Origin of the sequence: Streptomyces sp. NPDC059895 (assembly GCF_042731035.1) — a bacterium.
Taxonomy (GTDB): Bacteria; Actinomycetota; Actinomycetes; order Streptomycetales; family Streptomycetaceae; genus Streptomyces.
On the sequence record NZ_JBHWKO010000037.1, the window covers coordinates 18,452 to 45,030 of the forward strand.

23 protein-coding genes are annotated in these 26,579 nt (G+C 74.9%); 8 read left to right on the forward strand and 15 right to left on the reverse strand.

The window, feature by feature from the left end:
* Positions 1-40: 40 nt before the first annotated feature.
* Positions 41-1,534 (reverse strand): glutamate synthase-related protein, encoded by a 1,494-nt coding sequence (locus ACFV9M_RS31410; protein WP_385077570.1) that lies wholly within the window; start codon positions 1,532-1,534, stop codon positions 41-43.
* Positions 1,535-3,196, reverse strand: coding sequence for an alpha/beta hydrolase (locus ACFV9M_RS31415; RefSeq protein WP_385077567.1), 1,662 nt, complete (start codon positions 3,194-3,196; stop codon positions 1,535-1,537).
* 270 nt (positions 3,197-3,466) lie between these two features.
* Here ACFV9M_RS31415 and ACFV9M_RS31420 point away from each other — a divergent pair, with 270 nt between their 5' ends.
* On the forward strand, positions 3,467-4,258 hold the full coding sequence (locus ACFV9M_RS31420) for a chaplin (RefSeq protein ID WP_385077564.1): 792 nt from the start codon (positions 3,467-3,469) through the stop codon (positions 4,256-4,258).
* Positions 4,259-4,326: 68 nt separating this feature from the next.
* Here the strand turns inward: ACFV9M_RS31420 and ACFV9M_RS31425 are convergent, their stop codons facing one another.
* Entirely contained in the window at positions 4,327-4,803 is a 477-nt protein-coding gene (locus tag ACFV9M_RS31425) for a nucleoside deaminase (RefSeq protein ID WP_385077561.1), read from the reverse strand.
* A 133-nt stretch (positions 4,804-4,936) separates the two neighbouring features.
* Here ACFV9M_RS31425 and ACFV9M_RS31430 point away from each other — a divergent pair, with 133 nt between their 5' ends.
* The gene (locus tag ACFV9M_RS31430; RefSeq protein WP_385077558.1) at positions 4,937-5,713 is read left to right on the forward strand and encodes a GNAT family N-acetyltransferase; all 777 of its coding nucleotides are present in this window, start codon (positions 4,937-4,939) and stop codon (positions 5,711-5,713) included.
* A gap of 131 nt (positions 5,714-5,844) precedes the next feature.
* Here ACFV9M_RS31430 and ACFV9M_RS31435 read toward each other — a convergent pair whose 3' ends face one another.
* Positions 5,845-6,285, reverse strand: coding sequence for an SPW repeat protein (locus ACFV9M_RS31435; protein WP_385077556.1), 441 nt, complete (start codon positions 6,283-6,285; stop codon positions 5,845-5,847).
* Positions 6,286-6,700: 415 nt separating this feature from the next.
* A complete protein-coding gene (locus ACFV9M_RS31440; RefSeq protein WP_385077553.1) occupies positions 6,701-7,321 on the reverse strand; it encodes a sigma-70 family RNA polymerase sigma factor in 621 nt (206 codons plus the stop codon).
* 137 nt (positions 7,322-7,458) lie between these two features.
* On the opposite strand from ACFV9M_RS31440, the gene ACFV9M_RS31445 reads away from it, so the two are divergent.
* Positions 7,459-8,646, forward strand: coding sequence for a MerR family transcriptional regulator (locus ACFV9M_RS31445; protein WP_385102596.1), 1,188 nt, complete (start codon positions 7,459-7,461; stop codon positions 8,644-8,646).
* A gap of 306 nt (positions 8,647-8,952) precedes the next feature.
* Here the strand turns inward: ACFV9M_RS31445 and ACFV9M_RS31450 are convergent, their stop codons facing one another.
* Positions 8,953-9,648: a type 1 glutamine amidotransferase domain-containing protein gene (locus ACFV9M_RS31450; protein ID WP_385074426.1), complete on the reverse strand. Its 696-nt coding sequence runs from the start codon at positions 9,646-9,648 to the stop codon at positions 8,953-8,955.
* Between the two features lie 200 nt (positions 9,649-9,848).
* Here ACFV9M_RS31450 and ACFV9M_RS31455 point away from each other — a divergent pair, with 200 nt between their 5' ends.
* The gene (locus tag ACFV9M_RS31455; RefSeq protein WP_385074429.1) at positions 9,849-10,757 is read left to right on the forward strand and encodes a LysR family transcriptional regulator; all 909 of its coding nucleotides are present in this window, start codon (positions 9,849-9,851) and stop codon (positions 10,755-10,757) included.
* Between the two features lie 296 nt (positions 10,758-11,053).
* Entirely contained in the window at positions 11,054-12,289 is a 1,236-nt protein-coding gene (locus ACFV9M_RS31460; protein ID WP_385074512.1) for an NAD(P)/FAD-dependent oxidoreductase, read from the forward strand.
* An 81-nt stretch (positions 12,290-12,370) separates the two neighbouring features.
* Here ACFV9M_RS31460 and ACFV9M_RS31465 read toward each other — a convergent pair whose 3' ends face one another.
* The 3 genes from ACFV9M_RS31465 to ACFV9M_RS31475 form a co-directional block, all read right to left on the reverse strand.
* Positions 12,371-13,876, reverse strand: coding sequence for a cryptochrome/photolyase family protein (locus ACFV9M_RS31465; RefSeq protein ID WP_385074431.1), 1,506 nt, complete (start codon positions 13,874-13,876; stop codon positions 12,371-12,373).
* A gap of 9 nt (positions 13,877-13,885) precedes the next feature.
* Positions 13,886-15,250, reverse strand: a complete 1,365-nt coding sequence (locus tag ACFV9M_RS31470) for a cryptochrome/photolyase family protein (RefSeq protein WP_385074434.1) — start codon at positions 15,248-15,250, stop codon at positions 13,886-13,888.
* 84 nt (positions 15,251-15,334) lie between these two features.
* A complete protein-coding gene (locus ACFV9M_RS31475) occupies positions 15,335-16,858 on the reverse strand; it encodes an SDR family oxidoreductase (protein ID WP_385074437.1) in 1,524 nt (507 codons plus the stop codon).
* A gap of 126 nt (positions 16,859-16,984) precedes the next feature.
* On the opposite strand from ACFV9M_RS31475, the gene ACFV9M_RS31480 reads away from it, so the two are divergent.
* The 3 genes from ACFV9M_RS31480 (at position 16,985) to ACFV9M_RS31490 (ending at position 20,043) form a co-directional block, all read left to right on the forward strand.
* The gene (locus ACFV9M_RS31480) at positions 16,985-17,491 is read left to right on the forward strand and encodes a MarR family winged helix-turn-helix transcriptional regulator (RefSeq protein ID WP_385074438.1); all 507 of its coding nucleotides are present in this window, start codon (positions 16,985-16,987) and stop codon (positions 17,489-17,491) included.
* Between the two features lie 171 nt (positions 17,492-17,662).
* Complete coding sequence (locus tag ACFV9M_RS31485; RefSeq protein ID WP_385074441.1) at positions 17,663-19,801, forward strand: MMPL family transporter; 2,139 nt, start codon at positions 17,663-17,665, stop codon at positions 19,799-19,801.
* A 74-nt stretch (positions 19,802-19,875) separates the two neighbouring features.
* Positions 19,876-20,043: a hypothetical protein gene (locus tag ACFV9M_RS31490; RefSeq protein ID WP_385074443.1), complete on the forward strand. Its 168-nt coding sequence runs from the start codon at positions 19,876-19,878 to the stop codon at positions 20,041-20,043.
* A gap of 174 nt (positions 20,044-20,217) precedes the next feature.
* On the opposite strand, the gene ACFV9M_RS31495 is transcribed toward ACFV9M_RS31490, so the two are convergent.
* The 6 genes from ACFV9M_RS31495 to urtA form a co-directional block, all read right to left on the reverse strand.
* On the reverse strand, positions 20,218-21,249 hold the full coding sequence (locus tag ACFV9M_RS31495) for an acyl-CoA dehydrogenase family protein (protein ID WP_385074445.1): 1,032 nt from the start codon (positions 21,247-21,249) through the stop codon (positions 20,218-20,220).
* A 506-nt stretch (positions 21,250-21,755) separates the two neighbouring features.
* Positions 21,756-22,448: an urea ABC transporter ATP-binding subunit UrtE gene (gene urtE / locus ACFV9M_RS31500; protein ID WP_385074448.1), complete on the reverse strand. Its 693-nt coding sequence runs from the start codon at positions 22,446-22,448 to the stop codon at positions 21,756-21,758.
* The gene (gene urtD / locus ACFV9M_RS31505; protein WP_385074451.1) at positions 22,448-23,221 is read right to left on the reverse strand and encodes an urea ABC transporter ATP-binding protein UrtD; all 774 of its coding nucleotides are present in this window, start codon (positions 23,219-23,221) and stop codon (positions 22,448-22,450) included. The genes urtE and urtD overlap by 1 nt, the downstream gene beginning before the upstream one ends.
* Positions 23,218-24,309, reverse strand: a complete 1,092-nt coding sequence (gene urtC, locus ACFV9M_RS31510) for an urea ABC transporter permease subunit UrtC (protein WP_385074453.1) — start codon at positions 24,307-24,309, stop codon at positions 23,218-23,220. The genes urtD and urtC overlap by 4 nt, the downstream gene beginning before the upstream one ends.
* On the reverse strand, positions 24,306-25,202 hold the full coding sequence (gene urtB, locus ACFV9M_RS31515; RefSeq protein WP_385074455.1) for an urea ABC transporter permease subunit UrtB: 897 nt from the start codon (positions 25,200-25,202) through the stop codon (positions 24,306-24,308). Before urtB ends, urtC begins: the two co-directional genes overlap by 4 nt.
* Positions 25,203-25,266: 64 nt before the next feature.
* Positions 25,267-26,535: an urea ABC transporter substrate-binding protein gene (gene urtA, locus ACFV9M_RS31520; RefSeq protein WP_385074458.1), complete on the reverse strand. Its 1,269-nt coding sequence runs from the start codon at positions 26,533-26,535 to the stop codon at positions 25,267-25,269.
* Between the last annotated feature and the right edge of the window lie 44 nt (positions 26,536-26,579).

Below are 26,579 nucleotides of genomic sequence, written 5' to 3' on the forward strand. Positions count from 1 at the left end.
AGGGCGGATTCGCGTGACGGGCATTCGGGGCAAAAGGGGATCAGGCGGGCAGGGGTGCGGGCCGGCCGAAGGCGTCCGGGTCCGCCGCCTCCCAGTCCCGCGCCCACGACGTCGGCGGCCCGGCGAGGAGCTCGCCCGGCTCCAGCCACTCGTACAGCTCCGCGTACGACCGGAGCGCGGCCGGTCCCGTCCGCCGCACCAGGTGGGCGGGGGTGAGGCCGGCCGTGTCCGGCACGCCCATCGACGCCATGACGCGGACGGCGCTGCGGACCGTGGCCCGCTGGTAGCGCTGGACCCGCAGGGACCCCTCGCCCACGTGCAGGGCGCGCGCCCGCAGCGGGTCCTGGGTGGTGACGCCCGCCGGACACGTGCCCGTGTGGCAGCGCCGGGCCTCGACACAGCCGAGGGCGAGCATCATCGCGCGGGCCGAGTTGGTGTAGTCGGCGCCCTGGACGAGACGCCGGACGATGTCCGGGCCGGTGGCCACCCGCCCGCTCGCCCCGATCCGGATCCGGTCCCTGAGGCCGGCTCCGACCAGCGCGTTGTGGACCGTGATCAGCCCCTCGGTGAGCGGCAGGCCCAGCCGGCCGGCGGACTCCGCCGGCGCCGCGCCCGTCCCGCCCTCCGCCCCGTCCACCACCACGAAGTCCGGCGCCACGCCCTCCGCCAGCATCGCCCTGCACACCGCGAGGACGTCCCGGCGCGAGCCGACGCACAGCTTGAACCCGACCGGCTTGCCGCCCGCCAGCTCCCGCAGCCGCGCCAGGAACAGCACCAGTTCCCGCGGGGTCGAGAACACCCGGTGGCACGGCGGCGACACCACCGCCTCGCCCACCGGCACCCCCCGCTCCCGTGCGACCCCGGCGCTCACCTTCACTCCCGGCAGGACCCCGCCGCCCCCGGGCGCGGCGCCCTGGGAGAGCTTCAGGCAGACGCACTTCACCTCCGGAAGCGCCGCCTTGTCCGCGAACTCCCGCCCGTCGAAGCCCCCGTCACCGGTCCGGCAGCCGAAGTACCCCGTCCCGATCTCCCAGATCAGGTCGCCGCCCCCGCGCAGGTGGTGCTCCGACAGCCCGCCCTCACCGGTGTCCTGCGCGAACCGCCCCAGCCGTGCTGCCCGGTTGAGCGCGAGGACCGCCCGGGGCGACAGCGCCCCGAAGCTCATCGCGGACACGTTCAGCAGCGCCATGTCGTACGGCTGGCGGCAGTCGGGCCCGCCCACCCGCACCGCCGGCGCCTCCTCGGGCGGCTCCACCGGGCGCAGGGACGGCACCAGGAACTCATGGCCGTCCGCGTCCACGTCCACCTCCCGGGCGCGCTCCCGGACGACGGCCCGCCCCCGCCGCAGCCGCCCGGCCAGGGGCCGCCCGCGCAGCACCGCGTCCCGGCGCTGCGCCAGGTCCCGGCAGCCCAGCCCGGTCAGCGCCAGCAGCGGACCGGCCGCCCACCACCACCCCGCGGACAGGACGGCCGCGGCCGTGGCCGTCCCGGCCGCGCCGGCCGCGACGAGCAGCAGCGGCAGGTACCGGAGCACTCAGCCGTCCTCGTCCGCCCCGCACGAGCTGCCGCTCGGCGGGAGGGAGCCGTACAGCAGGAAGTCGTCGACCTTGCGGTGGACGCACTTCGACGAGCCGTACCCGGTGTGTCCCTCGGCCCGGTTGTCCAGCACCACGGCCGACGGCCCGAGGCGCTCCGCCGTCTCCACGGTCCAGCGGTACGGCGTCGCCGGGTCGCCGCGCGTCCCCACGAGCAGCATCCTCGGCGTGTCGAGGTCCTTGACCTCGTCGCGGATGTAGTCGGTGCCCTTGGGGCGGCCGTAGCACATCAGGACCTGGGTGAGCCGGTACCGGCCGAAGACCGGCGACGCCTTCTCGTAGACGGCGCGCAGCCGCTTCAGGTCGGCGGTGACCTGGGCGGCGGTGGGGCGGTCGGGGTCGTCCGCGCAGTTGATCGCCATCAGCGCCGCCGGAAGGTTGTCGAGGGGGACGTCCTCCCCGTCGGCCGGCTCGCCGGCGTTCTCCGGCTTCCCGGCGCCCTTCAGGTCTCCGGTGCCCGCCAGGTCCCCGGTGGGTCCGGCGCCGCCGTCCGGGCCGCGGAACGGCAGCCCCAGGCCGCCGGTCGCGAACGCCATGACGCCGCTGGTGTCCCCGTGCTCGACGAGCTGTGCCAGCGCCCGCTCCAGGGACGGCCACAGCTCCTTGCTGTACAGACCCTGCCCGATGGCGCCCACCAGGTCCTGCCCGGTGAACCAGTCGCCGAAATCGGTCGCCACCGGGTCCTCGTCCAGCGAGCGGACGACCCGTACGACCTCCTCGCGGGCCCTGCGCGGGTCCTGGCCGAACGGGCACGCGATGTCGTCGGCGCACCAGTCGACGAACTCCTCCAGCGCCCGCTGCTGGCCCCGCGCGCCCGCGACGCCCTGCTCCGCGAGCGGCTCGGTGAGCGTGTCCACGCCGTCCATCACGAGCCGGCCCACCCGGTCGGGGAACTCCGCGGCGTACACCGCGCCGAGCCGGGTGCCGTAGGAGAACCCCAGGTAGTTGAGCTTGTCGTCGCCGAGTGCCGCCCGCATCACGTCCATGTCCCGGGCCGCGTTCACGGTGCCTATGTGCGGCAGGACGGGCCCGGAGTGCTCGGCGCACGCGGCGGCGGCGTCCTTCAGCCGCTCCAGCAGCACCCGCGGGTCGGAGGCGTCGGCCGGGGTGTTGTCGAGGGCGGCGAGCGCGTCCTCCTCGCCCTCCCCGCAGCTGACCGGCGAGGACCGGCCGACGCCCCGGGGATCGAAGGAGACCACGTCGTAGCCGTCGGTGAGGCCCATGAACTCCTTGCCGCCGCCGTAAGCGAGTTCGGCGACGCCCGGGCCGCCCGGCCCGCCGAAGTTCAGCAGCACCGAGCCCCGCTTGTCGCCGGTGGCCCGGTAGCGGGCGAGCGCCAGGTCCAGGGAACCGGCCTTCGGGTGCGCGTAGTCCAGGGGGACGGTCACCTTGCCGCACTGCAGATCGTCGGGCATGCCCTCGCCCTCGCACGTCGTCCAGGCGACCTTCTGGTCGTAGAACCGTGACAGGCCGGGGTGGCGGTCACCGTCCGTGTCCGCGGTCGCGGTGGGCGGGCCCGTGCCCAGCAGGGTCAGGGCGGCGGCGGTGACGGCGAGCGCGCGGCGCCGCGGCACGGGCCGCCTCGACAGCTTGGCCAGCATCAGTGCCTCCAGGGGCGCCCCACGGCGGACCGTGCGCCGACGCCCCCGCCCACGATAGGCGGGCCCCGCGGGGGCCGCCTCCGGACGGGCGGGAGGCCCGCGCGGTGGCCACCCCGCGCCCGCCGCGCGGGCCGTCGGGGGAGGGTGTCGTGTGTTCGACGAGGTGACACCCAATGGGGTGAAAGACCGATTAGGCATAACTCGGACGGTTCGTCCGCGTTCTACGGGGTGCGGGCGAGCGCCCGCGACATGTCTGGAAGGCAGGGACCCATGAGACGGGTTACCCGAAACGGTGTGATCGCCGTCGCCGCCGCATCGGGCGCGATGGCCGTGACGATGCCCGCGTTCGCCGACTCCGCCGCGAACGGCTCGGCGGCAGGCTCGCCGGGGGTGATCGCCGGCAACACCGTCCAGGTGCCGGTGCACCTCCCGGTGAATCTGTGCGGGAACACCGTGAACGTGGTGGGCTTGCTGAACCCCGCCGCGGGCAACACCTGCGTCAACGAGGGCTCCGGCCACTCGGGCGCGAAACCGGGCGGCGGTACGAAGCCGGGCGGCGGTACGAAGCCGGGTGGCGGCGTGAAGCCGGGCCACGGCGCGAAGCCGGGTGGTGGTGCGACGGCGACCAGCAGCACGGCGCACTCCCCGGGCGTCGTCGCCGGCAACGGCGTCCAGTCGCCGGTCGACCTCCCCGTCAACGCCAGTGGCAACGGCGTGGACGTGGTCGGCATCCTCAACCCGGTGTTCGGCAACGAGTCCGTGAACACCTCGGGCGAGGAGCCCGCGCCCCCGGCCGGGCCGGCGGCGGAGCCGCCGCGGAACACGCCGCCCGCCGCGTCCCGGCCGGGCCCGACCGGCCCGAGGACCGTCCCGGCGGCCCCGGCGCCCCAGGCCCCGGCGCCGGCACATCAGGCGCAGGCGCCCGAGGTGCCCGAAGCGGTCGGCGGCTCCCTCGCCCGGACGGGGGCGGACGTCACCGTCCCCGCCGCTGCGGGCAGCGCGGCCCTGGTCCTCGGTGGAGCACTGCTGTACCGCCGGTACCGGCCGGGCGCGCGTCGCTGACCCGCCCCTCCACCAGGGGCGTCCACCGGTCCGCTCCGGGGCGGGCGGCGACCGTCCCGCCCCCGCCCTCAGGCGCCGTGGAACCGCCGGTGGAGCCCCCGTACCTCCTCCGCCAGCTCCGGGACCGGCCCCTCCACGGTCACCCCGGGCGCCACCTCCTGGACCGGCAGGGCCCTGACCGGGGCAGCCGGTACGCCCCACTCGGCGAGCCAGGCGGCGAGCTGCGCGGAGGAGGCGACGTACACGATGCGGCCGAGGCCCACCCAGGCGTGGGCCGCCGCGCACATCGGGCAGTGCTCCCCGGAGGTGTAGACGGTGGCCGCCGCCCGCTCCTCGGGCGAGAGCCGGGCCGCGGACCAGCGGGCCAGCTCGAACTCGGGGTGGCGGGTGCGGTCGCCCGACGCCACCCGGTTGCGGTCCTCGGCGAGCACCGTGCCGTCGGCGCCGACCAGCACCGAGCCGAACGGCTCGTCCCCGGATCCGAGCGCCTCGGCGGCGAGCTCGACGCAGCGTCGCAGACAGGGGAGTTCGTCGTCCTTCACCATCGTCCACGGACCTCCTGGCCATCGGGTGCCGATCTTCGCCGACCAGCCCAGGACGGCGCGCGGCCCCGCCGGTCCGTCCGCGTCCGCCCGTAATCCGGTTGAGGCGGCCGTGCCGGGGTGCTGGAGTGGGCGCGTGGACCATGCCGCCGTACGCGCGCTCTACGACCGGGACATGCGCGAGGGCGCACGGCCCGACGGCCCCGGTGCCCGGATCGAACGCCACGGGAACGTAGTCCGGCAGGTGGCTTCCGCGCAGGGCTGGAACGGCGTCGTCTGGTCCTCGCTCGGGACGGCCGACGCCGATGCGGCGATCGCCGGGCAGATCGCGTACTTCTCGCGGATCGACCGCGAGTTCGAGTGGAAGCTCTACGGGCACGACGGCCCGGCGGACCTCGGACGCCGGCTCGCGGACGCCGGGTTCCGGCCCGGACCAGAGGAGACGCTGATGATCGGCGAGACACGTGACCTGCTGTCCGGTGCCGAACCGCCCGACGGGGTCCGCGTGCTGCCCGTCACCGACCCGGCGGGTGTCGACCTGCTGGCGGAGGTGCACGAGCGGGCGTTCGGGGCCGACGCCTCACGTCTGCGGCGGCATCTGCTGGCCTGTCTGAGCGATGCCCCGGACACGGTCGTCGCCGTCGTCGCCGTCGCCGGGGACGAGCCGGTGAGCTCGGCGCGGATGGAACTGGTGCCCGGCACCGGGTTCGCCGGGCTGTGGGGCGGCGGGACCGTCGAGGGCTGGCGCGGCCGCGGCGTCTACCGGGCCCTCGTCGCCCACCGGGCCCGCGCCGCCGCGGAGCGTGGCTACCGGTACCTCCAGGTCGACGCCTCCGACCTGAGCCGCCCCGTCCTGGAGCGGCTCGGCTTCGCGGCCGTGAGCACGACGACGCCGTACGTGTACGCGCCCTGACCGGCGGGCTCCGGGCCGCGCCGCCCACCCGTACGCGGGCCGTACGTCTGCCGTACGTCTGCCGTACGTCGGAGCGAGCGAGCCGGCCGGCCCGCGCGTGGACCGGCCGGCTCGCTCTCCGTCCGGTCGGGTCAGGGCTTCGGGACGCTCCTCGCCGCCGTACCGGCGCACATCAGCCCCAGGACCAGGGCCAGGGCGCCGATGACGATGTTGTTCACGATGACACCCGCGTCCGGGCTGTCGCCGACGACCCACGGGGCGATGATCATCCAGATGCCCAGCGCGCACATGGCCCAGCTGAGGCCGTACATGCGGGCCGGAGCCGCGGTGAATCCGAGCGCCAGCAGACCGATCGCCGTGCCGACGATCAGGTTGTGCGCCACGAGCGCGGGCTGGCTGGCGGTGTAGTGCAGTATCCACGGGGACACGGCGCAGTACAGACCGAGCAGGAACACCGGTCCGTCCACGAGCGCCACATCACGACCACCGAGCACGCGTTCGTACCGTGCGCGCATCTCGGATACATCGGGGTGAGTCGACATGTCGCCTCTGGCGGGCGAGACGTTGGCCATGACTCGTCTCCTTCGACTTGCAGGCCTGACCGCGTCTGGTGCGGTGTGCGGTAAGCGCCGCGCAGGTTCATTCTGCGCTTATTTGCCCTTTATGTGTAGAGGTCAGGTGGGGTGGGCCGGGTGCCGCGACGCGGGCGCGCGCCCGGGCCTGCCGCGTGTGTCGCGCAAAGGGCTCGCCCCCGGAGAGCACCGACTCTCTCCAGGGGCGAGGGGGGAGCGGGGCCGCGCTCCCGCCCGCGGCGCCCGAAGGGGAAAGGGCTGCCGCGCGAAGGGCTTCCGGCGCCCGAAGCCCTTCGGATGCGCGGGACGCGGAGTTCACCCGGGTGCCGGGTCTTCCGGCGCAGCGTTCGTGCGTCGAAAACGCCTCCGAGTGGCCCGACGGCCGGGGAGTCGGCGGCCGCGGGGCAGGTGTACGTCAGTCGTACGTCTCGTTCCCGCTCTCCAGGCGGCGTCGCAGCTGGTGCATGCCGCGCCGGGCGTGGCTCTTGACCGTGCCCAGCGGCCAGCCGGTGAGCGCCGCGATCTGGGTCTGGCTCAGGTCCCCGTAGAAGGCCAGCCGCAGCACCCGCCGCTGGGGCGCGGGCAGTCTGGCGAGCTCGCTGCGCAGCACGACGCGGTCCACGACCGTCTCCGGGCGGTCGCGTCCGGGATCGGTCAGGGCGAGGACGGAACCGGCCGAGGCGACCAGGTTCCCCCGGCGGGTGCGGGCCGCGAGGGCGTCGGCGATCTTGCGCCGGGTGATGCCGACGATCCAGCCGCCGACCGTGCCGCGCTCGGACCGGTAGCCCGCGCGACCGCGCCAGACGCCGATGAACACCTGCTGGGTGACGTCCTCGGCCTCCTTCGCGTCGCCCAGCGAACGCCAGGCCAGCGTGTGCACCAGGGTGGACCAGCGCCGGTAGACGGCGGCGAGGCACGCCTCGTCGCCCGCGACGAGACCGCGCGCCAGTTCCTCGTCGGGGAGGTGGTCCGGGTCGACGGCCCGTGCCGCGGCCGTGGGGGCGGGCGGGGCCGGGGCGATGGTCGGCGGGCTCATGACGACGGCTCCTCACGTCTGGCGGCCTGTCACCGGGCCGGTGCGGACGTTCGTCCGGGGCGTCCCGGTGCCGTCATCGTGCGAGCCGCTGCGGCGGCGCCTCAACGTGCGTCGATTCCGCGTCGTATCGTCGTGCCATGAGCGAGTTCCCGAGCCCCGAGGAGGCCGGCCTGACCACCGGCGCCCTGGCGCGCCGCCTGGGCGTGGCACCCACCACGCTGCGCTCCTGGGACCGCCGCTACGGCATCGGCCCCGCCGTCCGCGCCGACGGCCGGCACCGCCGCTGGCGGCCCCAGGACGTGGCCGTACTGGAGGCGATGTGCCGGCTGACGGCCGCGGGAGTACCGCCCGCCGAGGCGGCGCGGACCGCGCGGGAAGGGGCGCGGGCGGCACGGGAAGAAGGGGTCGCGGCGGGGCCGGTGCCGGAGGGGGGCGCGGCGGGGCCGGCACCGGAGGGCGGGGCCGGACCCGTCGACTTGGCCGCGGCCGGGACCGCGTCGGTCGCAATCGCGTCGGCTGGGACCGCGTCGGCTGGGACCGCGTCGGCCGGGGCCGCGGCGGGCGGCGGCGCACCGGCCGGTCCGGCGGCGGGCGGTGGCGGCCGGTCCCGCGCGGCCGGTGCGCTGCCCTTCGGCGGTGACGTGCGCCAGGAGTGCCGGGGGCTGGCCCGCGCCGCCGTACGGCTCGACGCGCCGGCCGTCGAGGACCAGTTGGCCGACGCCGTCGAACGGCACGGGCTGACCGTCGCCTGGCAGGAGGTGATGATGCCGACGCTGCACGCCGTGGGGCGGAAGTGGGCGTCGTCCGGCGACCGGTACGTCGAGGTCGAGCACCTGCTGTCCTGGCACGTCTCCACCACCCTGCGACGCGCCACCAGGCCCCCCGCGCCCGGGAACGGGGACGGGGGGCCTGGTGGCGCCGGGCCGGTGCTGCTGGCCTGCGTGCCCGGGGAGCAGCACACCCTGCCGCTGGAGGCGCTCAACGCGGGCCTGAGCCACCTGGGGCTGCGCACCCGCATGTTCGGCGCCGCCGTGCCCGCGGAGGCGCTGACGGCCGCGGTCCGGCGCCTGGGGCCGTCGTCGGTCGTCCTGTGGGCCCAGGCGCGCTCCATGGCGAGCCTGGCGCTCGCCCGCCACGTCGCCGACACGCGGTGGGGCGCGCACGGCGCCCGGCGCCGGCCCATGGTCGTCCTCGGCGGCCCCGGCTGGGCGGGGCGCTCGGCGCCCGGGATGCCCCGGCCCGCCGGGCTGCGCGAGGCCCTGGAGGTGCTGGCCCCCGCGCAGGAGCGCGGACCGGCGGCCGACGCCCCGTTCCCGCTCGGCTGAGCCGGGGGTGATGCTCCGCGCTCGCTTGGCGGGCGGCGAGGCGCCGACGCCTTTTCCCGCTCCGCCCGGCGCCCGGCGGAGCGGCCGATGGCCTGTACTCACCTGCCGGGACGGGGCGCCGGCGCGCTGTACACGCCTGCCGGGCGCTGGGTCGATGCCGGTACTTGTCCGCCCCTCGGTCAGGCGTCGACGCACCTCAGCCCGGTTTGTCGCCGGGGAGTCGACGCACCCCCGGCCCGTCGCCGGGGCACCGACGTTCCGTGTGCGCCCGGTGCGCCCGGTGCGCGGTGTCGCCCCTCCTCGCGGTCAGCCCAGCTGCTTCAGCAGCTCGGCCGCGAGCGGCTCGGAGGAGGCCGGGTTCTGGCCGGTGACCAGGTTGCGGTCGACGACCACGTTCGGCGCCCACGGCTCGCCGACCTGTACGTCGACACCCGCCTCGGTCAGCCGGTCCTGGAGCAGCCACCTGGCCTTCTGGCCCAGGCCTGCCTGGAATTCCTCGGCGTTGGTGAAGGCGGCGACCCGGTAGCCCGCGAAGGCGTTGGAGCCGTCCTCCCGCACCGCGGCCAGCAGGGCGGCGGGGCCGTGGCAGACCACCCCGAGCGGCTTGCCCGACTCCAGGGTCTCGACCAGCACCCTGCCGGAGGCGGCGTCCACGGCGAGGTCCTCCATCGGGCCGTGGCCCCCCGGGTAGAAGACGGCCGCGTAGTCGCCGAGGTCGACGTCCTCCAGACGGACCGGGCGGCGCAGTTCGGTCATGGTGTCCAGCCCGGCGGCGATCCGGTCGGCGCCCTCCTGGCCGCCGTTGGCCTCGGCGGCCAGGCTGCCCTTGTCGACGGGCGGGACGACACCGCCGGGCGTGGCGACGACGACCTGGTGGCCCGCCGCCCGGAACGCCTCGTAGGGCGCGACGGCCTCCTCGGCCCAGAAGCCGGTCGTGTGCCGGGTGCCGTCGTTCAGCGTCCAGTGGTCGGCGCCGGTCATCACGAAAAGGATCGTGGCCATGGTGTGTCTCCGAAAGGGGTCGAGGTTCCAGGGGGAAGGGGCGACCGTCGCCAGGACGCCGTCTCGCGGCGTGGCGCGCACGGCGCGAGGAACGGCCTGCCGACGTCGTCGAACGTAAGCCGTTCGAGGCGCAGGGCTCCAATGGGTCTTCCAATGTCCGGCATTGGAAAACGAATGGCAGGCCGGGAATACTCAGCACAGTGGAATACCCCCAGCACCTGGACCTGAACCTGCTGCGCACCTTTCTGGCGGTCTACCGGTCGGGTACGTTCACCGGCGCCGCCCATCTGCTCGGCCTGTCCCAGCCGACGGTGACGACCCAGATGCGCGCGCTCGAGCGGCAGGCCGGGCGCGAACTGTTCGAGCGACTCCCGCGCGGGGTCGCCCCCACGGCCGTCGCCGACCAGTTGGCGGCCCGGATCGCCGTCCCGCTCGACGAACTCGCCGCGGTGGCCGGCCCGGACCCGGCAGCGGCCGGCCGGCCCGGGCCCGTGCACCTCGCCGGCCCGGCCGAACTGCTGTGCACCCGCGTCCTGCCCGCCCTGGCGCCGCTCGTCGCCGACGGCGTCCGGCTGCGCGTGGCGACCGGACTGACCGACCCGCTGCTCGACGAACTGCGGGCCGGACGCCACGACCTCGTCATCTCCACGATCCGCCCGCGCGGCCGCACCCTGACCTCGTCACCCCTGACCGACGAGGAGTTCGTACTGGTGGCGGCCCCCGTGTGGGCGGAGCGGATCGGGGACCGGCCGGCCGCCGAGCTGCCCGCGGCGCTCCACTCCGTCCCCATGGTCGCGTACGCGGAGGATCTCCCGATCGCGCGCCGGTACTGGCGGCACGTCTTCGGGCGGCGGCTGTCCGGCCCCTCCGCGGTGACCGTGCCCGACCTGCGCGGAGTGCTGGCCGCGGTCGCCGCCGGCGCCGGATTCACCGTGCTGCCCCGCTACCTGTGCCAGGAGGAGCTGGCGTCGGGGGCGCTCATCGCCCTGCACGAGCCCGACGACCCGCCCATCAACACCGGCTTCCTCGTCCAGCGGCCCGGTGCGCTGGAGAACCCGGACATCGCACGCGTCCGAGACCTGCTGCTGGGCGCGGGCCGTACCTGGTGAGACGCCCGGCCCGCGCGCCGGTGCGGAGGAGCCACCCGGCCGGGCCGGGCCCCGACCACCCCCGCCACCCAGGCGGCCCACCGCGGACGCGGCGCCCGGCTGACGTCCGGCGCAGCCGCTTCCCGGCCGCGTCGAGGTCCGGCGATCCGCGCCCCGGCCGCGCCCCGGCCGCGCCCCCGCCCGGCCGATCCGCCTCTCCCGCACCCACGTCCCACCCGGAACGGGAAGCCCCGACGGGGGTACCCGGGCGGGCGGTGGCCCCCACCGGCCGTACGACGAAAGGCGCCCACGTGACCATGGACAGGGATCCCTCGGACGTCCTCGTGATCGGAGCGGGTGTCGCCGGGCTCGCCTGCGCCCGGGATCTGCTGGCGGCGGGGCTCGACGTCCGCGTGCTCGAGGCCTCCGACGGCGTGGGCGGACGCATGCGCTCCGACCACGTCGACGGGTTCGTCATCGACCGCGGCTTCCAGGTACTCAACACCTCCTACCCGCAGCTCCGGCGCCGGCTGACCCTGCGGGAGCTGCGGCTGCGCCCGTTCACCCCCGGCATCGCCGTGCGCACCGACCGGGGCATGCTGCGCTTCACCGACCCGACCCGTCGGCCCCGCGCCCTCCCCGACCTGCTTCCGGGACGCCTGGCCGGCCCGCGCGACCTCCTCGCCCTCGGCGTCCTGTCGGCGGGGGACATGTTCACCCCGGTACGGCTGCTGAAGCGCCGTGAGGCCGGCAGCACCCGGTCCGTGCTGGCCGCGGCGGGCTTCTCGGACGCGTTCGTGGAGACCTTCTTCCGCCCGTTCCTCTCCGGGGTGTTCCTGGAGGACCGGCTGGAGACGTCCGGCCGGGTCTTCCACCTCGTCTGGCGCAGCATGCTCCGCGGCACCCTGTGCCTGCCCTCCGACGGCATCGGCGCGGTGCCCCGCGCCCTGGCGGCCGCGCTGCCCGAGGACACCGTCCGCCTCGGGACCGCCGTGCGGCACCTGACCGGCACGGGCGCCGTGACGGCCGACGGCGCCGAGGTGACGGCGCGCCGGGTGGTGGTCGCGACCGGCCCGGGCCCGGCCGCCGCACTGCTGCCCGGCCTGGACGTGCCCGTCTGCCGCACGGTGACGACGTACTACCACGTGGCACCGCGCCCGCCGCTGCGCGAGCCGACCCTCGTGATCGACGACCGGCGCCGGTTCCTCAACACCTGCGTCCTGTCCGAGGTGGTGCCCGGCTACGCCCCCGCCGGCCACGCCCTGATCGCCACCTCGGTCCTCGGGCGCGACGACACCGGGCGGGAGCGCGCGGTGCGCGAGGCCGCGGGGGACGCGTACGGCGCCGACCCGGCCGGCTGGGACCTGCTGACCGTCCGGACCGTCCCCGACGCACTGCCCGCCATGACGCCCCCGCAGCCGCTGAGCCGCACGACCCGCGTGGCCCCCGGGCGGTACGTCTGCGGCGACCACCGCGCCACGGGGTCCGTCCAGGGCGCCCTGGCATCGGGGGCACGGGCCGCCCGCGAGGTGCTCCAGGACCTGCGCGACTGACGCCGTGCCCGCGCGGTGCGCTCCCGCACCCGGCCTCCGCACCCCGCGGGTGTGCCGCGCCCCACGCGCGGGCGCCGCCGCTCAGGGCGGTCCGTCGTCCCGTCCCGCCTCCTCCCGCAGCAGCTCGTCCAGGTCGGTCAGCCGGTCCAGGCCCGCCACGGGCTGCCTCATCCGGGGGTTGCCCGCGAAACGGCTCCGGTGCCGGTGCAGGAAGGCCCAGTAGCCGGCCGTGTACGGACACGCCCCCTCACCGACCCGGCGCGTCGGCCGGTAGGCGCAGGGCCCGCACAGGTCGCTCATCCGGTGCAGGTACGCCCCGCCCGAGGTGTACGGCTTGGTGGTCATCCGCCCGCCGTCGGCGTACTGGGACATGCCGACGACGTTCGGCAGCATCACCCAGTCGTAGCCGTCGACGAAGCAGCGGTGGAACCAGTCGGTCACGGCGGCCGGGTCCCAGCCGCGCTGGAGGGCGTGACTGCCCAGCACCATGAGCCGCGGGATGTGATGGGTCCAGCCGGTGTCCCGCACCTGCGCGAGGACCGTGGCCAGGCAGCGGGCCGTGACGGCGTCGGCGTCCAGCTCCAGGAACCAGCCCGGCAGGGGCGCCCGGTGCCCGAGGGCGTTGCTGTGCCGGTAGTCCTCGCCGAAGTGCCAGTACAGCTGCCACACGTACTCGCGCCAGCCCGCGATCTGCCGGACGTACCCCTCCGCGCTGTTGACGGGCACGTCGCCCGACCGCCAGGCGTCCTCCGCGCGCTCCACGCATTCGGCGGGATCCAGCAGACCCAGGTTGAGGGACGACGACAGCAGGCTGTGGCTCATGACCGGATCGGCCGCCAGCAGCGCGTCCTCGTACGGGCCGAAGCCGGCCAGCCGGTGGGCGACGAACCGGCGCAGCGCGGCCAGCGCCTCCCGGCGCGAGGCGGGGAAGAGCCGCGGCCCGTCGCGCCCCACGAAGGCGATGCCGTCCCGCTCCCGCCAGCGGTCGAGGTCGGCCCGGACCTCGTCGTCGACGGCGTCCTCACGGGGCCGGTAGGGCGGGGGAACGTCCAGGGCTCGGGCGCCCTTCGGGGGCGGCTCGCGGTTGTCGTGGTCGTGGTTCCAGCGGCCGCCCGCGGGTTCGTCGCCGTCCATCAGCAGGTCGTGCGTACGGCGCACCCACCGGTAGAAGTCCTCCTGCCGCAACCGCTGTCCGCCGTGCCCGTCGGCCCACGCGCGGAAGTCGTCCCGCGCCACCAGGAAGCCGCGCGGGGGCAGGACCGTGACGTTCTCCAGCGACCGCACGAACCGCAGCGCGGCGCGCGAGGTGGGATGGCACACGGTGACCGGCCCGGTGCCGACCGCCGCGCGCAGTCCCTCCCGGTAGGTCTCGGCCCGGACGTAGCGCACCCGGTCGCCGAGTTCGGCCGCCCGGTGGCGCATCGCGGACAGCACCAGGTGGGCCTTGGCCCGGTGGAAGCGCCGTCGGCGGAAGACGGAGCGGGCCTCGATCATCACCACGGGCGCCTCCCGGCCGGGACCGTCGTCACCGGGAGCGAGGAAGTGCGGTCCGAGCTGGTCGCCGAAGATCCAGTGCGGGGTGGTCACGGTCTCTCCTCAGCCGTGCGAGCGCGCCCGTCTGAACCGGGCGAGCCCCTCCGACAGTTCGACGAGGGGGTCGGGGTAGTCGATGGCCGCCCGTACCCGGCCCGGCAGCTTCCACGGCTCGTGCACCGCCGGGCCCTGGACACCCGCCAGTTCGGGCACCCAGCGCCGGACGTAGGCCCCGTCCGGGTCGTAGCGCTTGGCCTGGGTGACGGGGTTGAGGACCCGGTTGGGCCGGTTGTCGGTGCCGGTGCCCGCTACCCACTGCCAGTTGAGCTGGTTGTTGGCGACGTCCCCGTCGACCAGCAGGTCCAGGAAGTGCCGGGCGCCGATCCGCCAGTCGACGTAGAGCGTCTTGGCGAGGAAGCTCGCGGTCAGCAGCCGGCCCCGGTTGTGCATCCAGCCCTCGTGGCGCAGCTGCCGCATGGCCGCGTCCACGACCGGATAGCCGGTCCGGCCCTCCCGCCACGCCTCGATGTCCTCCCGGGCCGTCCGCTCCGTACGCCACCGGTCGTGCCGCGTCCGGTAGTCGGCGCCGGACGCGGCCGGGCGGGCCGCCAGCAGCTGGCGGTGGAAGTCGCGCCAGGCGACCTGCCGGACGAACGCGTCGGCGCCCCGGCCGCCCGCCGCGCGGGCCCGGTGCACGAGCTCGACGGGGGAGAGGGTCCCGAAGTGCAGATGGGGCGAGAGCCGGGAGGTCGCGTCACCCGCCAGGTCGTCGTGCCGGTCCTCGTAGGCGTGGATTCCCCGGTCCAGCCAGGAGGCGAGCCGCCGGCGGCCCTCCGCCTCCCCGCCCGCCGCCAGGCCCTCCGACACGCCCCGGTACGCGGGCAGGTCCTGCGAACCGACGCCGTCGGGCACCCGTACGGCCCGCGGCGCCCCGACCGGCTCCCGCAGCCGCTGGTCCGACCAGTGCCGGAAGTACGGCGTGAAGACGGCGAAGTGGTCGGAGGCGGACGGGGTGAGCGCGCCGGGCGCCACGGCCGTCGTCACCGCGTCGTGGACGTGCAGCCGCACACCCTCGGACTCCAGCGCGCGCCGCAGCCGCTCCTCCCGGCGGTGCGCGTACGCGCTCACGTCCGCCGACAGGTGCACCTCGTCGGCGCCCGCCTCGGCGGCCACCCGGCACACCTCCTCGGTCAGGCCCCCGGAGCGGACGACGAGCCGCCCGCCCCGCTCCCGCAGCCCCGCGTCGAGGTCGCGCAGGCAGTCGGAGAGGAACGCCAGCCGGTTGGGCGTGGCGAACCCGGCGCCGTCGACGGCCCGGTCGCGCACGAACAGCGGCACCACCTCACGGGCGCCGTCCAGCGCGGCGCGCAACGGCGGATGGTCGTGCAGGCGCAGGTCGGAGGTGAACAGGACGACCGAGACGTTCATTGCGCTGACTCCGGATGAGGTGAGAGGGCCACGGCTGATTCCCCGGCTGCGCGCCCGCCGGACGCGTGCTCGGGCGACGCGTGCTCAGGCGACGTGCGCCGTCGTGGCGGCGGACTGCGCCGCCGCGGCCCGGACGATGTTGCGGGCCATGCCGCCGAACACGACCGCGTGGAACGGCGAGACGCCCCACCAGTACGCCTGGCCGAGCAGTCCGTGCGGGTGGAACAGGGCGCGCTGCCGGTAGCGGGTGCGGCCGTCCCCGTCCGACTCCGCGTACATCTCCAGCCAGGCCAGGCCCGGCAGCCGCATCTCGGCCCGCAGCCGCAGCAGCCGGCCGGGTTCGATCTCCTCGACCCGCCAGAAGTCCAGCGAGTCGCCGACCCGCAGCCGCGTCGCGTCCCGCCGTCCCCGGCGCAGGCCCACCCCGCCGGCCAGCCGGTCCAGCCCGCCGCGCACCGCCCAGGCGAGCGGGAAGGAGTACCAGCCGTTCTCGCCGCCGATGCCCTCGATCACCCGCCAGAGGGCCTCGCGCGAGGCGTCCACGGTCAGTTCCCGGTGGTCGGTGTACAGGCTTCCGCCCGCCCAGTCGGGGTCGGTCGGCAGCGGGTCGCTCGGGGCGCCGGGCAGGGAGGCGGAGGACCAGCGGGTGGTGACCTGCGCGTCGCGCACACGCTGGAGGGCCAGCCGGACCGCCTCGTCGAACCCCACGGGGTGGCCCGGCGGATCCGGCACGTACCGGGCGATGTCGTGCTCGTGGCAGACCACCTCGTGCCGCAGCGACTCCGTCAGCGGCCGGGCGATCGACGCCGGCACCGGGGTGACCAGGCCGACCCAGTGGCTGGACAGACCGGGGCTGAGCATCGGCACCGGGAGGATCAGCCGGCGCGGCAGCTCCGCCACGGCGGCGTAGCGGACCATCATGTCGCGGTACGTCAGGACGTCCGGACCGCCGATGTCGAAGGCCCGGTTGACGTCCGCGGGCATCCCGGCGCTGCCCACGAGGGCGCGCAGCACGTCCCGGACCGCCACCGGCTGGATCCGGGTGCGCACCCAGCTCGGGGTCACCATCACGGGCAGCCGCTCGGTGAGGTAGCGCAGCATCTCGAAGGAGGCCGAGCCGGAGCCGATGACGACGGCCGCCCGCAGCACGGTGGTGGGGACGCCGGAGCCGAGCAGGACGCGCCCGACCTCCGCGCGTGAGCGCAGGTGCGGCGACAGCTCCCGTTCGGGCACGTCGGCCGGGGTGAGGCCGCCGAGGTAGACCACGCGCCGCACACCGGCGGCCCGAGCCCGCTCCCCGAAGATCCGCGCGGCCCGCCGGTCGGTCTCCTCGAAGTCGTCGCCCGTGCCCAGCGCGTGCACCAGGTAGTAGGCGACGTCGACGCCCCGCATGGCCCGCGCGACCGACGCGGCGTCCGTGACGTCTCCGCGCACCACCTCGGCCCGCCCGGCCCACGGGTGGTCGCGCAGCCGCTCGGGGGAGCGGGCCAGGCAGCGCACCCGGTGGCCCGCGGCCAGCAGCTCCGGGACGAGCCGGCCGCCGATGTACCCGGTGGCTCCGGTCACCAGGCAGAGCGGCGCGCCGGAGTCGTCGCCATGTGCGGTCATGAGTCCTCGGTCCTCCGTGTCGACGGTCCCCTCGGTATGGCTTCCACCCCGCGGCGGTGGGCGGATGCGCCGGTCCACGACCATGCACACGACCGGGTGATCGCCGGCAGCGACTACGCTGACCGCGTGGCCACAGCGAACGACGGTGAGCGCCGCGCGCGGGAAGACCGGCCGGGCGCTCCCGGAACACCGACCGACCTGCCCGCCTTCGCCGTCCGGTTGCGGAGGATGAACGGCGAGATCAACCGGCTGGTGCACGGGTTCGCCGGGGACCACGGACTGCACGCGACGGACGTGCAGGCGCTCGCCGCGATCCTCGACGCCGACGAGCCGATGACCCCGGGGCGGCTGCGCGAACACCTCGGACTGACCTCCGGGGCGGTCACCGCGTGCGTGGACCGGCTGGAGCGCGCGGGACACATCCGGCGGGTCCGGGAGAGCGCCGACCGCAGGGTGGTCCACCTCTACTACGCCGCCGACGCCCGGTCGGCCGCCCGCACCTACTTCCGGCCGCTGGCCGAGGCGACCGAGGCCGCCCGCGCCCGGTTCACCGAGGACGAGCTGGCGGTGGTGATGCGCTTCCTCACCGTGATGGGCGAGGCGCTGTCGGAGATCACGCCGCACGGCCGCTGAATCGTGGCCGCCCGGTGCATCCGGGGGCCGGGCGCGAGCGGAAGAACGGACACCGTCTACGATCATCGGCGACAAGTTAACTCAATGATTGAGATTGTTTGTCATTGAGATAGTTGCCGGTGCCGGGACACCTCGGCCAGGCCAAGAAGATCCATCCCCGCTGGGAGAACGATGTCCACCACCCCTCGACGCGCCCGCTGGCTCGTCCCCGTCCTCCTCGTCGCCGTATGGCTCGGCCTGGGCGGCGCCCTCGGCCCCTACGCCGGACGCCTGGGCGAGGTCGCCACCAACGACCAGGCCTCCTTCCTGCCGCGCAGCGCCGAGTCCACCGAGGTCATCGACGCGCAACGGGCCTTCAAGCAGGACGAGACGCTCCCGGCGATCGTCCTGTGGACCGCGTCCCCGGCCGGCTCCGGCTCCGGCTCCGCGAGCGGCGGCACCGGGCTCGAGGACCGCAAGCAGGCCGCCGACAGCGCCCTCGCCACCCTCACCGACGCCCCCGGCGTCGCCGGGCAGCTCTCGCCCGCCCTGCTCTCGGAGGACGGCGAGGCCATCGAGGCCGTGATCCCGCTCCGCCCCGACCTCGGCGACGACCTCGTCCCGGCCCTGGACCGCATCCGCGCCGCCGCCGAACGCGTCCCCGGCACCACGGTGCGGCTGGCCGGGCCGGCCGCGACCCAGGCCGACCTGTCCGACGCCTTCGCCGGCATCGACGGCCTGCTGCTCGCCGTCGCCCTGGTCACCGTCCTCGTCATCCTGCTGCTCGTCTACCGCAGCCTGCTGCTCCCCCTGGTGATCATCCTCGGCGCGGTCTTCGCCCTCGGGCTCGCCTGCGCCGTCGTCTACGCCCTCGCCGACCACGACGTGGTGCGGGTCGACGGTCAGGTCCAGGGCATCCTCTCCATCCTGGTGATCGGCGCCGCCACCGACTACGCCCTGCTGCTCACCGCCCGCTACCGCGAGGAACTCGCCTCCCGCACCGACCGGTTCGCGGCCGCGTGGGCCGCGCTGCGGCAGTCCTGGGGCGCCATCGTGGCCAGCGCCGCCACCGTCGCCCTCGGGCTCCTCGCCCTGCTGTTCAGCGACCTCACCAACAACCGCGCCCTCGGCCCGGTCGGCGCCATCGGCATCGCCGCCGCCGTCGTCAGCACCCTGACCTTCCTGCCCGCCGTCCTGGTCCTCCTCGGCCGCGCCGCCTACTGGCCCGCCAGGCCCCGCCCGTCGGACGGCCGCACCGGCGGCGCCGGCTTGTGGCACCGGGTCGCCGCCCTGGTCGACCGCGCGCCCCGCAAGGTGTGGGCGGTGTCGCTGGCGGGCCTGCTGGCCTGCGCCGCGTTCGCGCCGACCCTCGCCTCCCGGGGCGTCCCGCTCGACGAGACCTTCGTGAACGACGCCCCGTCCGTGACGGCCCAGCAGACCCTCGCCCGGCACTTCCCCGGCGGCTCGGGCAACCCCACGGTCGTCATCGCCGACGCGGACCGCGTCGAACGGGTGGTCGCCACCGCCGGACGGACCGAGGGCGTGGCCTCGGCCGCACCGGTCGGCGCCTCCGGACAGTCCGGCGGCGAGCCGCTCGTCGTCGACGGCCGGGTCCGCGTCGACGTCACCCTGAGCGCGGCGGCCGACAGCGACGCGGCGAAGGACACCGTGGCGCGGCTGCGCACCGCCCTGCACGCGGTGCCCGGCGCCGACGCCCTCGTCGGCGGCTACACCGCCCAGCAGTACGACACCCTGCGCACGGCGGAACGGGACCGCACCCTCATCGTCCCCGTCGTCCTCGCGATCATCTTCCTCATCCTGACCGCGCTGCTGCGCTCGCTCCTGATGCCCGCCCTGCTCGTGGCCACGGTGGCGCTGAACTTCCTCGCCACCCTCGGCGTGTCGAGCCTGTTCTTCGAGCACGTGCTCGGCTTCACCGGCACCGACGCGTCCGTGCCGCTGTACGGCTTCGTGTTCCTCGTGGCGCTGGGCGTCGACTACAACATCTTCCTCATGTCCCGGGTCCGCGAGGAGAGCCTGCTGCACGGTGTGCGCGAGGGCGTCCTGCGCGGCCTGGTCACCACGGGCGGTGTCATCACCTCCGCCGGCGTGGTCCTCGCGGCCACGTTCGCCGCGCTCGGCGTGATCCCGCTGGCCTTCCTCGCGCAGATCGCCTTCATCGTCGCCTTCGGCGTGCTGCTCGACACGCTCGTCGTGCGCTCGCTGCTGGTGCCCGCGCTGGTGCGGGACATCGGCAGGCGGGCCTGGTGGCCGGGACGGCTCTCGCGCGGCGGTGCCACGGCCGGTGCGGAGCCGGTCACCCGGGCGTGAACATGCTCGCGTCGATCCCGGGCAGGCGCAGTACGAGGGAGTTGTCCGTTTCCGGATCGGGAGGTGCTGCCGCTATGGGTGCGAAGGTGTTGGAGCGTTTTCCTGCGGGAGCTCCGCGCGGATCGTGGCCGGCGGAGGAGTACGCGGCGCGACGGCGGGCGGAGGGCGAGCCCGCGACCGTCGTCATGGACCTGAAGTCGGACGCCTTCCTCGTCGTCGTGCCGGCCGGCGACGACGAGTGACCCACCGGCCGCCACGGGCGCGGGCCCGGAGGACGCCGGTCCGCCGGCGGCCCCGGCCGCGCCCGCACCGGTACGCCGGGGCTGACGGCTGACGGCTGACGCCCGGACGGCCGGGGCGGCGCGGGCGCGGCCCACGCCGGAGTGCACCGGGCGGCGGCACCGGCGCCCGCCGTGTCACCCCGCCGCCAGCGCGGCCAGATGCGCCGACCGTGACGGCGCGGTCTGGCCCTGGACCATGAGGAACAAAGCCTCCCGCGCCAGGCGTTGGGCCCGGTTCGTCAGCAGCATCGAACGGCCGCCGCCGGCCACCACGGCCGCCGTGGTGGCCGCCAGCAGCACCTCGTACGCCGCCGTCCTCAGGGCGAGCCTGTCCTCCAGGTGCTCGTGGGGCACCGGATGGTCGGCCAGGGCGTAGGCCCGGCGGCGCACCTCGGCCAGGCGGTCGCGCAGGGGAGCGGCCGTGTCCTCGTCCAGCAGGGTGAGCGCCGTCTCCGTGACTCCGAAGACGGCCGGGTTGGCGGCCACCGTCTTCGGGCGGTCGGCCGCCGCCCACCGCTCGTACGGCGTCCGCAGGACCACCGCGTCCTCCGGCACCCACAGGCCGTCCAGCTCCTGGGAGACCGTACGGGCCGCGGTGAGGGCCGCCAGGCGCAACGGCTCCGACGCGCGCAGGCCCGGCTGCTCGCGGGCCTCCGTGAACGCGAAGAGCGCCTCGCCGGTGTCGGTGACTCCGGCGAGGAGCATCACGTCGTTCAGCCCCCAGCCGGTGTACCAGGGCACCGTCCCGTCGAAGCGCCGGCCGCCCCGCTCCCGCGTCACCCGCACGGGCACGCGCGGATGGGCCCGCAGGTGGGCGTAGGCCACCCCGGACAGCAGCTCGCCGCGCGCCAGCGGGCCGAGCAGCCGCTCCCGTGCCGGGCCCTCGCTCCTGGCCAGGGTCAGCACCGGCGTGTGGTGCTGCGTCTGCACGAACCAGGTCGAGCAGCACGCCCCCGCCAGGATCTCCGCCGTCTCGCGCACCGCCGCCGCCGGCGCCGCCGACCCGCCGTACTCCTCCGGCGCGTTCACGCCCAGCAGGCCCGAACGCCTGATCGCCGCGAGATGGCCCACCGGCACGCCCTCCTGATCGACGCGCTCGGCGTGAGGTACCAGCAGCTCGTCGGCCAGGCGGCGGGCGCGGGTGACGAGGGGGTGCGGAGGAGTCATGAACGAGATTGTCGGGGAGCGGCCGGGCGGGGGCGGCCCGGGGGTGCGTGGTCCGCGCCCGAGGCGGGCGGAGCTCTCCGCCGGGCTGCGCGGCGGGCCGGTTCGGGTGGTGGTCCGGTTCGGGTGGTGGTCTGCGCCGGGGGAGGTGGTGGCCTGTGCCCGGTTCGGCGGCGCTCGCCGCGGGCACCGCCGCCGTGCGCTCACGTGCCCGCCCGCCTTCGAGCCGAGCGCCGGCGGGCGGGCACTGATGTGCTGTGCGCCCGCCGCCGCCGTGCGCTCACGCGTCCAGCGTCGGCGCGCCGAGCACCGGTAGAGGCCGAGCGCCGGCGGGCGGGCACTGATGTGCTGTGCGCCCGCCGCCGCCATGTGCTCACGCGTCCAGCGTCGGCGCGCCGAGCACCGGTAGGCCGAGAGCCGGCGGGCCGAGCGCCGGTGCGCCGGGCGCCGGTGGGCCGGGCGTCGGCAAGCGGGCGTTCGCGGGCCGTGTGCCCGGTGCCGCCGCCCGCTCACACGCTGAGCGCCTCGCGGACCGCGGCTTCCGACTCCCGTCCGCCCGTGCCGGACGAGGTGACCCGTCCTGCCTCCAGGACGTAGTACCGCTGCGCCGCCCGCATCGCGAAGCCGACGTGCTGCTCCACGAGGAGGACCGACAGGCCGCCGCGGGCGGCCAGCGCGAGGATCGTCTCCTCGATCTCGGCGACCACCGAGGGCTGGATGCCCTCGGTCGGCTCGTCCAGGAGGAGGATCCGGGGCTCGGTCACCAGGGCGCGGGCGACGGCCAGTTGCTGGCGCTGGCCGCCGGAGAGCAGGCCCGCACGCCGGCCGGACAGCGCCCGGAGCGCGGGGAACAGGTCCAGGGCCTCGGCGACCGACTCCCTGCCCCGACGGCGCCCGTCCGCGACGAGCTGCAGGTTCTCCGCCGTGGTGAGGTGCGGGAACGCCTGCTGGCCCTGCGGCACGTACGCCATGCCGCGCGCCACCCGCTCGTGGGGCGGGCGGCGGGTGATGTCCTCGCCGTCGAGACGGACCGTGCCGCTCGTCGGCGTGAGCAGGCCGACGGCCGCCCGCAGCAGGGTGCTCTTGCCGGCGCCGTTGTGCCCGAGCACCGCGGCGACCGAGTCCTTCGGCACCTCGACGCGGACGCCGTGCAGGACGGTGCTGCGGTGGTAGCCGACCCGGACGTCCTCGATCTGGAGCATCACGCCTCCCGCACGGCCGCGTCCGCGGTGTCCTCGGTGGCCGCGTGCCCGAGGTACACCTCCTGCACCTTCGGGTCGGCCTGCACGTCGGCGACGGTGCCCTCGCTGAGCATCCGGCCGGCGTGCAGCACGCTGACGCTGCGGGCGTAGGAGCGCATGAAGTCCATGTCGTGCTCGATGACGACGACGGTGCGGTCCGCGCTGATGCGCCGGAGCAGTTCGCCGGTGGCCCGGCGTTCGTCGTGGCTCATGCCGGCCACGGGCTCGTCCAGCAGCAGGAGCCGTACGTCCTGCACCAGCAGCATGCCGATCTCCAGCCACTGCTTCTGCCCATGCGCGAGCGTCCCGGCGGGGGAGTCGACCAGCTTCGCCAGCCCGACCGTCTCCAGCGCCCTCGCCACGGGCTCGGGCACGCCCTTGCGGCGGCGCAGCATCGTCCACGCGCCGCGCCCCGCGCCCGCCGCGATGTCCAGGTTCTGCAGGACCGTCAACTCCTCGAAGACGGTGGCCGTCTGGAACGTCCGTCCGATCCCCGACCGGGCGATCCGGTGCACGCTGCGCCCGAGCAGCTCCTCGCCGCCGAACCGCACCGAACCGCGGGCCCGCACCAGCCCGGTGACCGCGTCCACCAGGGTGGTCTTGCCGGCGCCGTTGGGCCCGATGAGGAAGCGCAGATCGCCGGGGCGCACGTCCAGGTCCACCCCGTCCACGGCGGTGAACCCGTCGAAGGCGACGCGCAGCCCGCGTATCTCGAGTCCTGCGGTTGCGCTCATGCCGCTTCTCCCACGGGAACGACGGGTGCGGGCTGCTCCGTCCGCGCCGACCGGCGCCGGCGGACGACCTCGGTCAGCGAGACCAGACCACCGGGCAGGAACGCCAGCGCCACGACGAACAGCAGCCCCTGGAAGTAGGTCCAGGCCGCCGGGAACTCCTCCGACAGCGCGGTTTTCGCCCAGGCGACCGCGAGCGCCCCGAGCACCGCGCCGGCCAGGCTGGCCCGCCCGCCGACCGCCGCGCCGATCACGAACTCGATCGACGGGACGATCCCGATCAGCGCGGGCGAGATGATGCCGACGGCCGGCACGAACAGCGCGCCCGCCAGGCCGGCCATGCCCGCCGCGACGACGTACGCGACGAGCTTGACGTTCGCCGGGTCGTAGCCGAGGAAGCGCACCCTCTCCTCCGAGTCCCGTACGGCGACGAGGAGTTCGCCGTAGCGGCTGTGGACGAGCTGGCGGGCGAGCGCGATCAGGAGCAGCAGGGCGGCGGCGATGACGAAGTACACCATCCGCTGGTTGACCGGGTCGTCGAGGGCGTAGCCGAAGAAGCCCTGGATGTCGGTGAGGCCGTTGGTGCCGCCGGTGGTGGCCTGCTGGCCGACCAGCCAGATCGCGAAGGCCGAGGCGAGCGCCTGGCTGAGGATCGCGAAGTAGGCGCCCTTGACCCGGCGGCGGAAGACGAACAGGCCGAGCACGGTCGCGACCGCCATCGGCAGCAGCACGGTCGCCGCGAGGGCGAACACCGGGCTCGCGAACGGCTGCCACCACCAGGGCAGTTCGGTGGCGGTGCCGTACAGCTGCATGAAGTCCGGCAGGTTGCCGGGGCCGGCGTCGGCGATCTTCAGGTGCATGGCCATGGCGTAGCCGCCGAGCCCGAAGAACACGCCCTGGCCCAGCGTCAGCATGCCGCCGCGCCCCCAGGCGAGGCAGATGCCGACGGCCACCATGGCCATGCACAGGTACTTGGCGAGCAGCCCCAGCCGGAAGTCGGACAGGACGACCGGGGCGACGGCGAACAGCAGCACGGCGGCACCGGCGAAACCGGCGGCGGCCCGCGCCGGACGTCCCTTCAACACAGTCATACGAGACTCCTCGTGCGCAGCGTGTACAGCCCTTGGGGCCGCCACTGGAGGAACGCGACGATCGCGACCAGGACCAGCACCTTCGCGACGGAGACGGTGGTGGAGTACTCCAGCACCGACTGGAGCACGCCGAGCACGAAGGCCACGATCACGCTGCCCCTGAGCCGGCCGATCCCGCCGACCACGATCACCAGGAAGGCGTCGATGATCACGTTGGTGCCCATCGTCGGCCCGATCGGCCCGACCAGGGTGAGCGCCACCCCGGCGACCCCGGCGAGTCCGGAGCCGATGAAGAACGCGGTGCGGTCCACGCGGGCGGTGGAGATGCCGGACACCTCCGCCAGGTCCCGGTTCTGCACCACGGCCCGGATCCGCCGGCCCAGCGGCGTCAGCCGCAGCGTCAGCGACAGCGCGACCACGGCCGCGACCGCCAGCGCCAGGATGAACAGGCGGCTCGCGGCGACGGTGAGCGGATCGTCGCCGCCGATGAGGGTGACGTTCCCGGTCAGCGCGTCCGGCGCCCGTGTCTGCACGTTCGGCGCGCCGAAGACGTCCCGGGCGAGTTGCTGGAGCATCAGCGAGACGCCCCAGGTGACGAGAAGCGTGTCGAGCGGCCGCAGATACAGACGGCGTATCAGCAGCCATTCCAGAAGGGCCCCGAGGGTCCCCGACACGACAAAGGCGACGGGCAGGGCGACGACGAGCGACATTCCGGCGCTCGAAAGGGATTTCTGCAGGACGTACGTGGTGTAGGCGCCCGCCATGATGAACTCGCCGTGAGCCATGTTGATGACGTTCATCTGGCCGAAGGTGAGCGACAGGCCGAGCGCGATGAGCAGCAGGACGGCACCGATCGAGATGCCCGTGAAGGTCTGACCGAGGACGACGGTCATGCGGCGGCTCCGTGGGGGAGGCGGGTTCCGGGGCCCGTGCGGGCGGGCCCCGCGCGACGGACGGTCAGGACAGGCCGGAGGCCCAGGAGTAGCTCTTGAGGAACGGGTCCGGCTTGACGGGCTCGCCGGAGTTCCACACCTCGGTGATCAGGCCGTCGGTGCCGATCCTGCCGATGCGCGCGGTCTTGTGGAGGTGCTGCGTGGCGCCGTCGACGGTGACCTTGCCCTCGGGCGCGTCGAAGGTGATGCCGTCGGAGGCGGCCTTCACCTTCTCCGGGTCGAAGGACTTCGCCTTCTGCACCATCGACGCCCACAGGTACACCGAGGTGTACGCGGCCTCCATCGGGTCACTGGTCGGCTTGTCCGCGCCGTACTTCGCCTTGTACGCCGCCACGAACTTCTCGTTCGCCGCGCCCGGTGTCGTCTGGTAGTAGTTCCACGCCGTCAGCTGGCCCGCCAGGTACTGCGCCCCGATCGACTTGACCTCCTCCTCGGCGATCGACACCGACACGACCGGCATGCTCCCCGCGGTCAGCCCCGCGGACTTGTACTCCTTGAAGAAGGCCACGTTGGAGTCGCCGTTGAGGGTGTTGAAGACGGCGTCCGCCTTCGACGCCTTCACCTTGTTGGCGATCGTGCTGAACTCCGTGGAGCCCAGCGGCGCGTAGTCCTCGCCGAGGACGGTCATGCCGTTGGCCTTCGCGTACGCCTTGATCTCCTTGTTGGCGGTGCGCGGGAAGACGTAGTCGCTGCCGACCAGGTAGATCCTTTTCTTCCCCTGGCTCTTGAGGTAGTCGAGCGCCGGGACGATCTGCTGGTTGGTGGTCGCGCCCGTGTAGAAGATGTACGGGGACTGCTCCAGCCCCTCGTACTGCACCGGGTAGAACAGCAGCGACCTGTTCTTCTCGAAGACCGGCTTGACGGCCTTGCGGCTGGCGGAGGTCCAGCAGCCGAAGGTGGCGGCGACCTGGTCCTCCTTGATGAGCTTGGTCGCCTTCTCGGCGAACGTCGGCCAGTCGGAGGCGCCGTCCTCGCTGACCGGCTCGATCTTCTTGCCGAGCACCCCGCCGGAGGCGTTGATCTCGTCGACGGCCAGCAGCAGCGCGTTGCGTACGGTCACCTCGCTGATCGCCATGGTGCCGGAGAGCGAGTTGAGCAGACCGACCTTGACCGTGTCGCCGCTGACGTCGATCTCGGCGGCCCGGTCGGACGAGGAGCCGGCCGCGTCGGTCTTGGCGCCGCACGCGGACAGGGCGACGACGGCCGCGAGCGCGGCGCCGCCGGCCAGGAGACGGCGGCGGGGAACGCGTGAAACGGGTGAACCGCTGGACAAGACAACCCCCTCGGGTAGGGAGGCGAGAACCTCCTGAAGCGCGG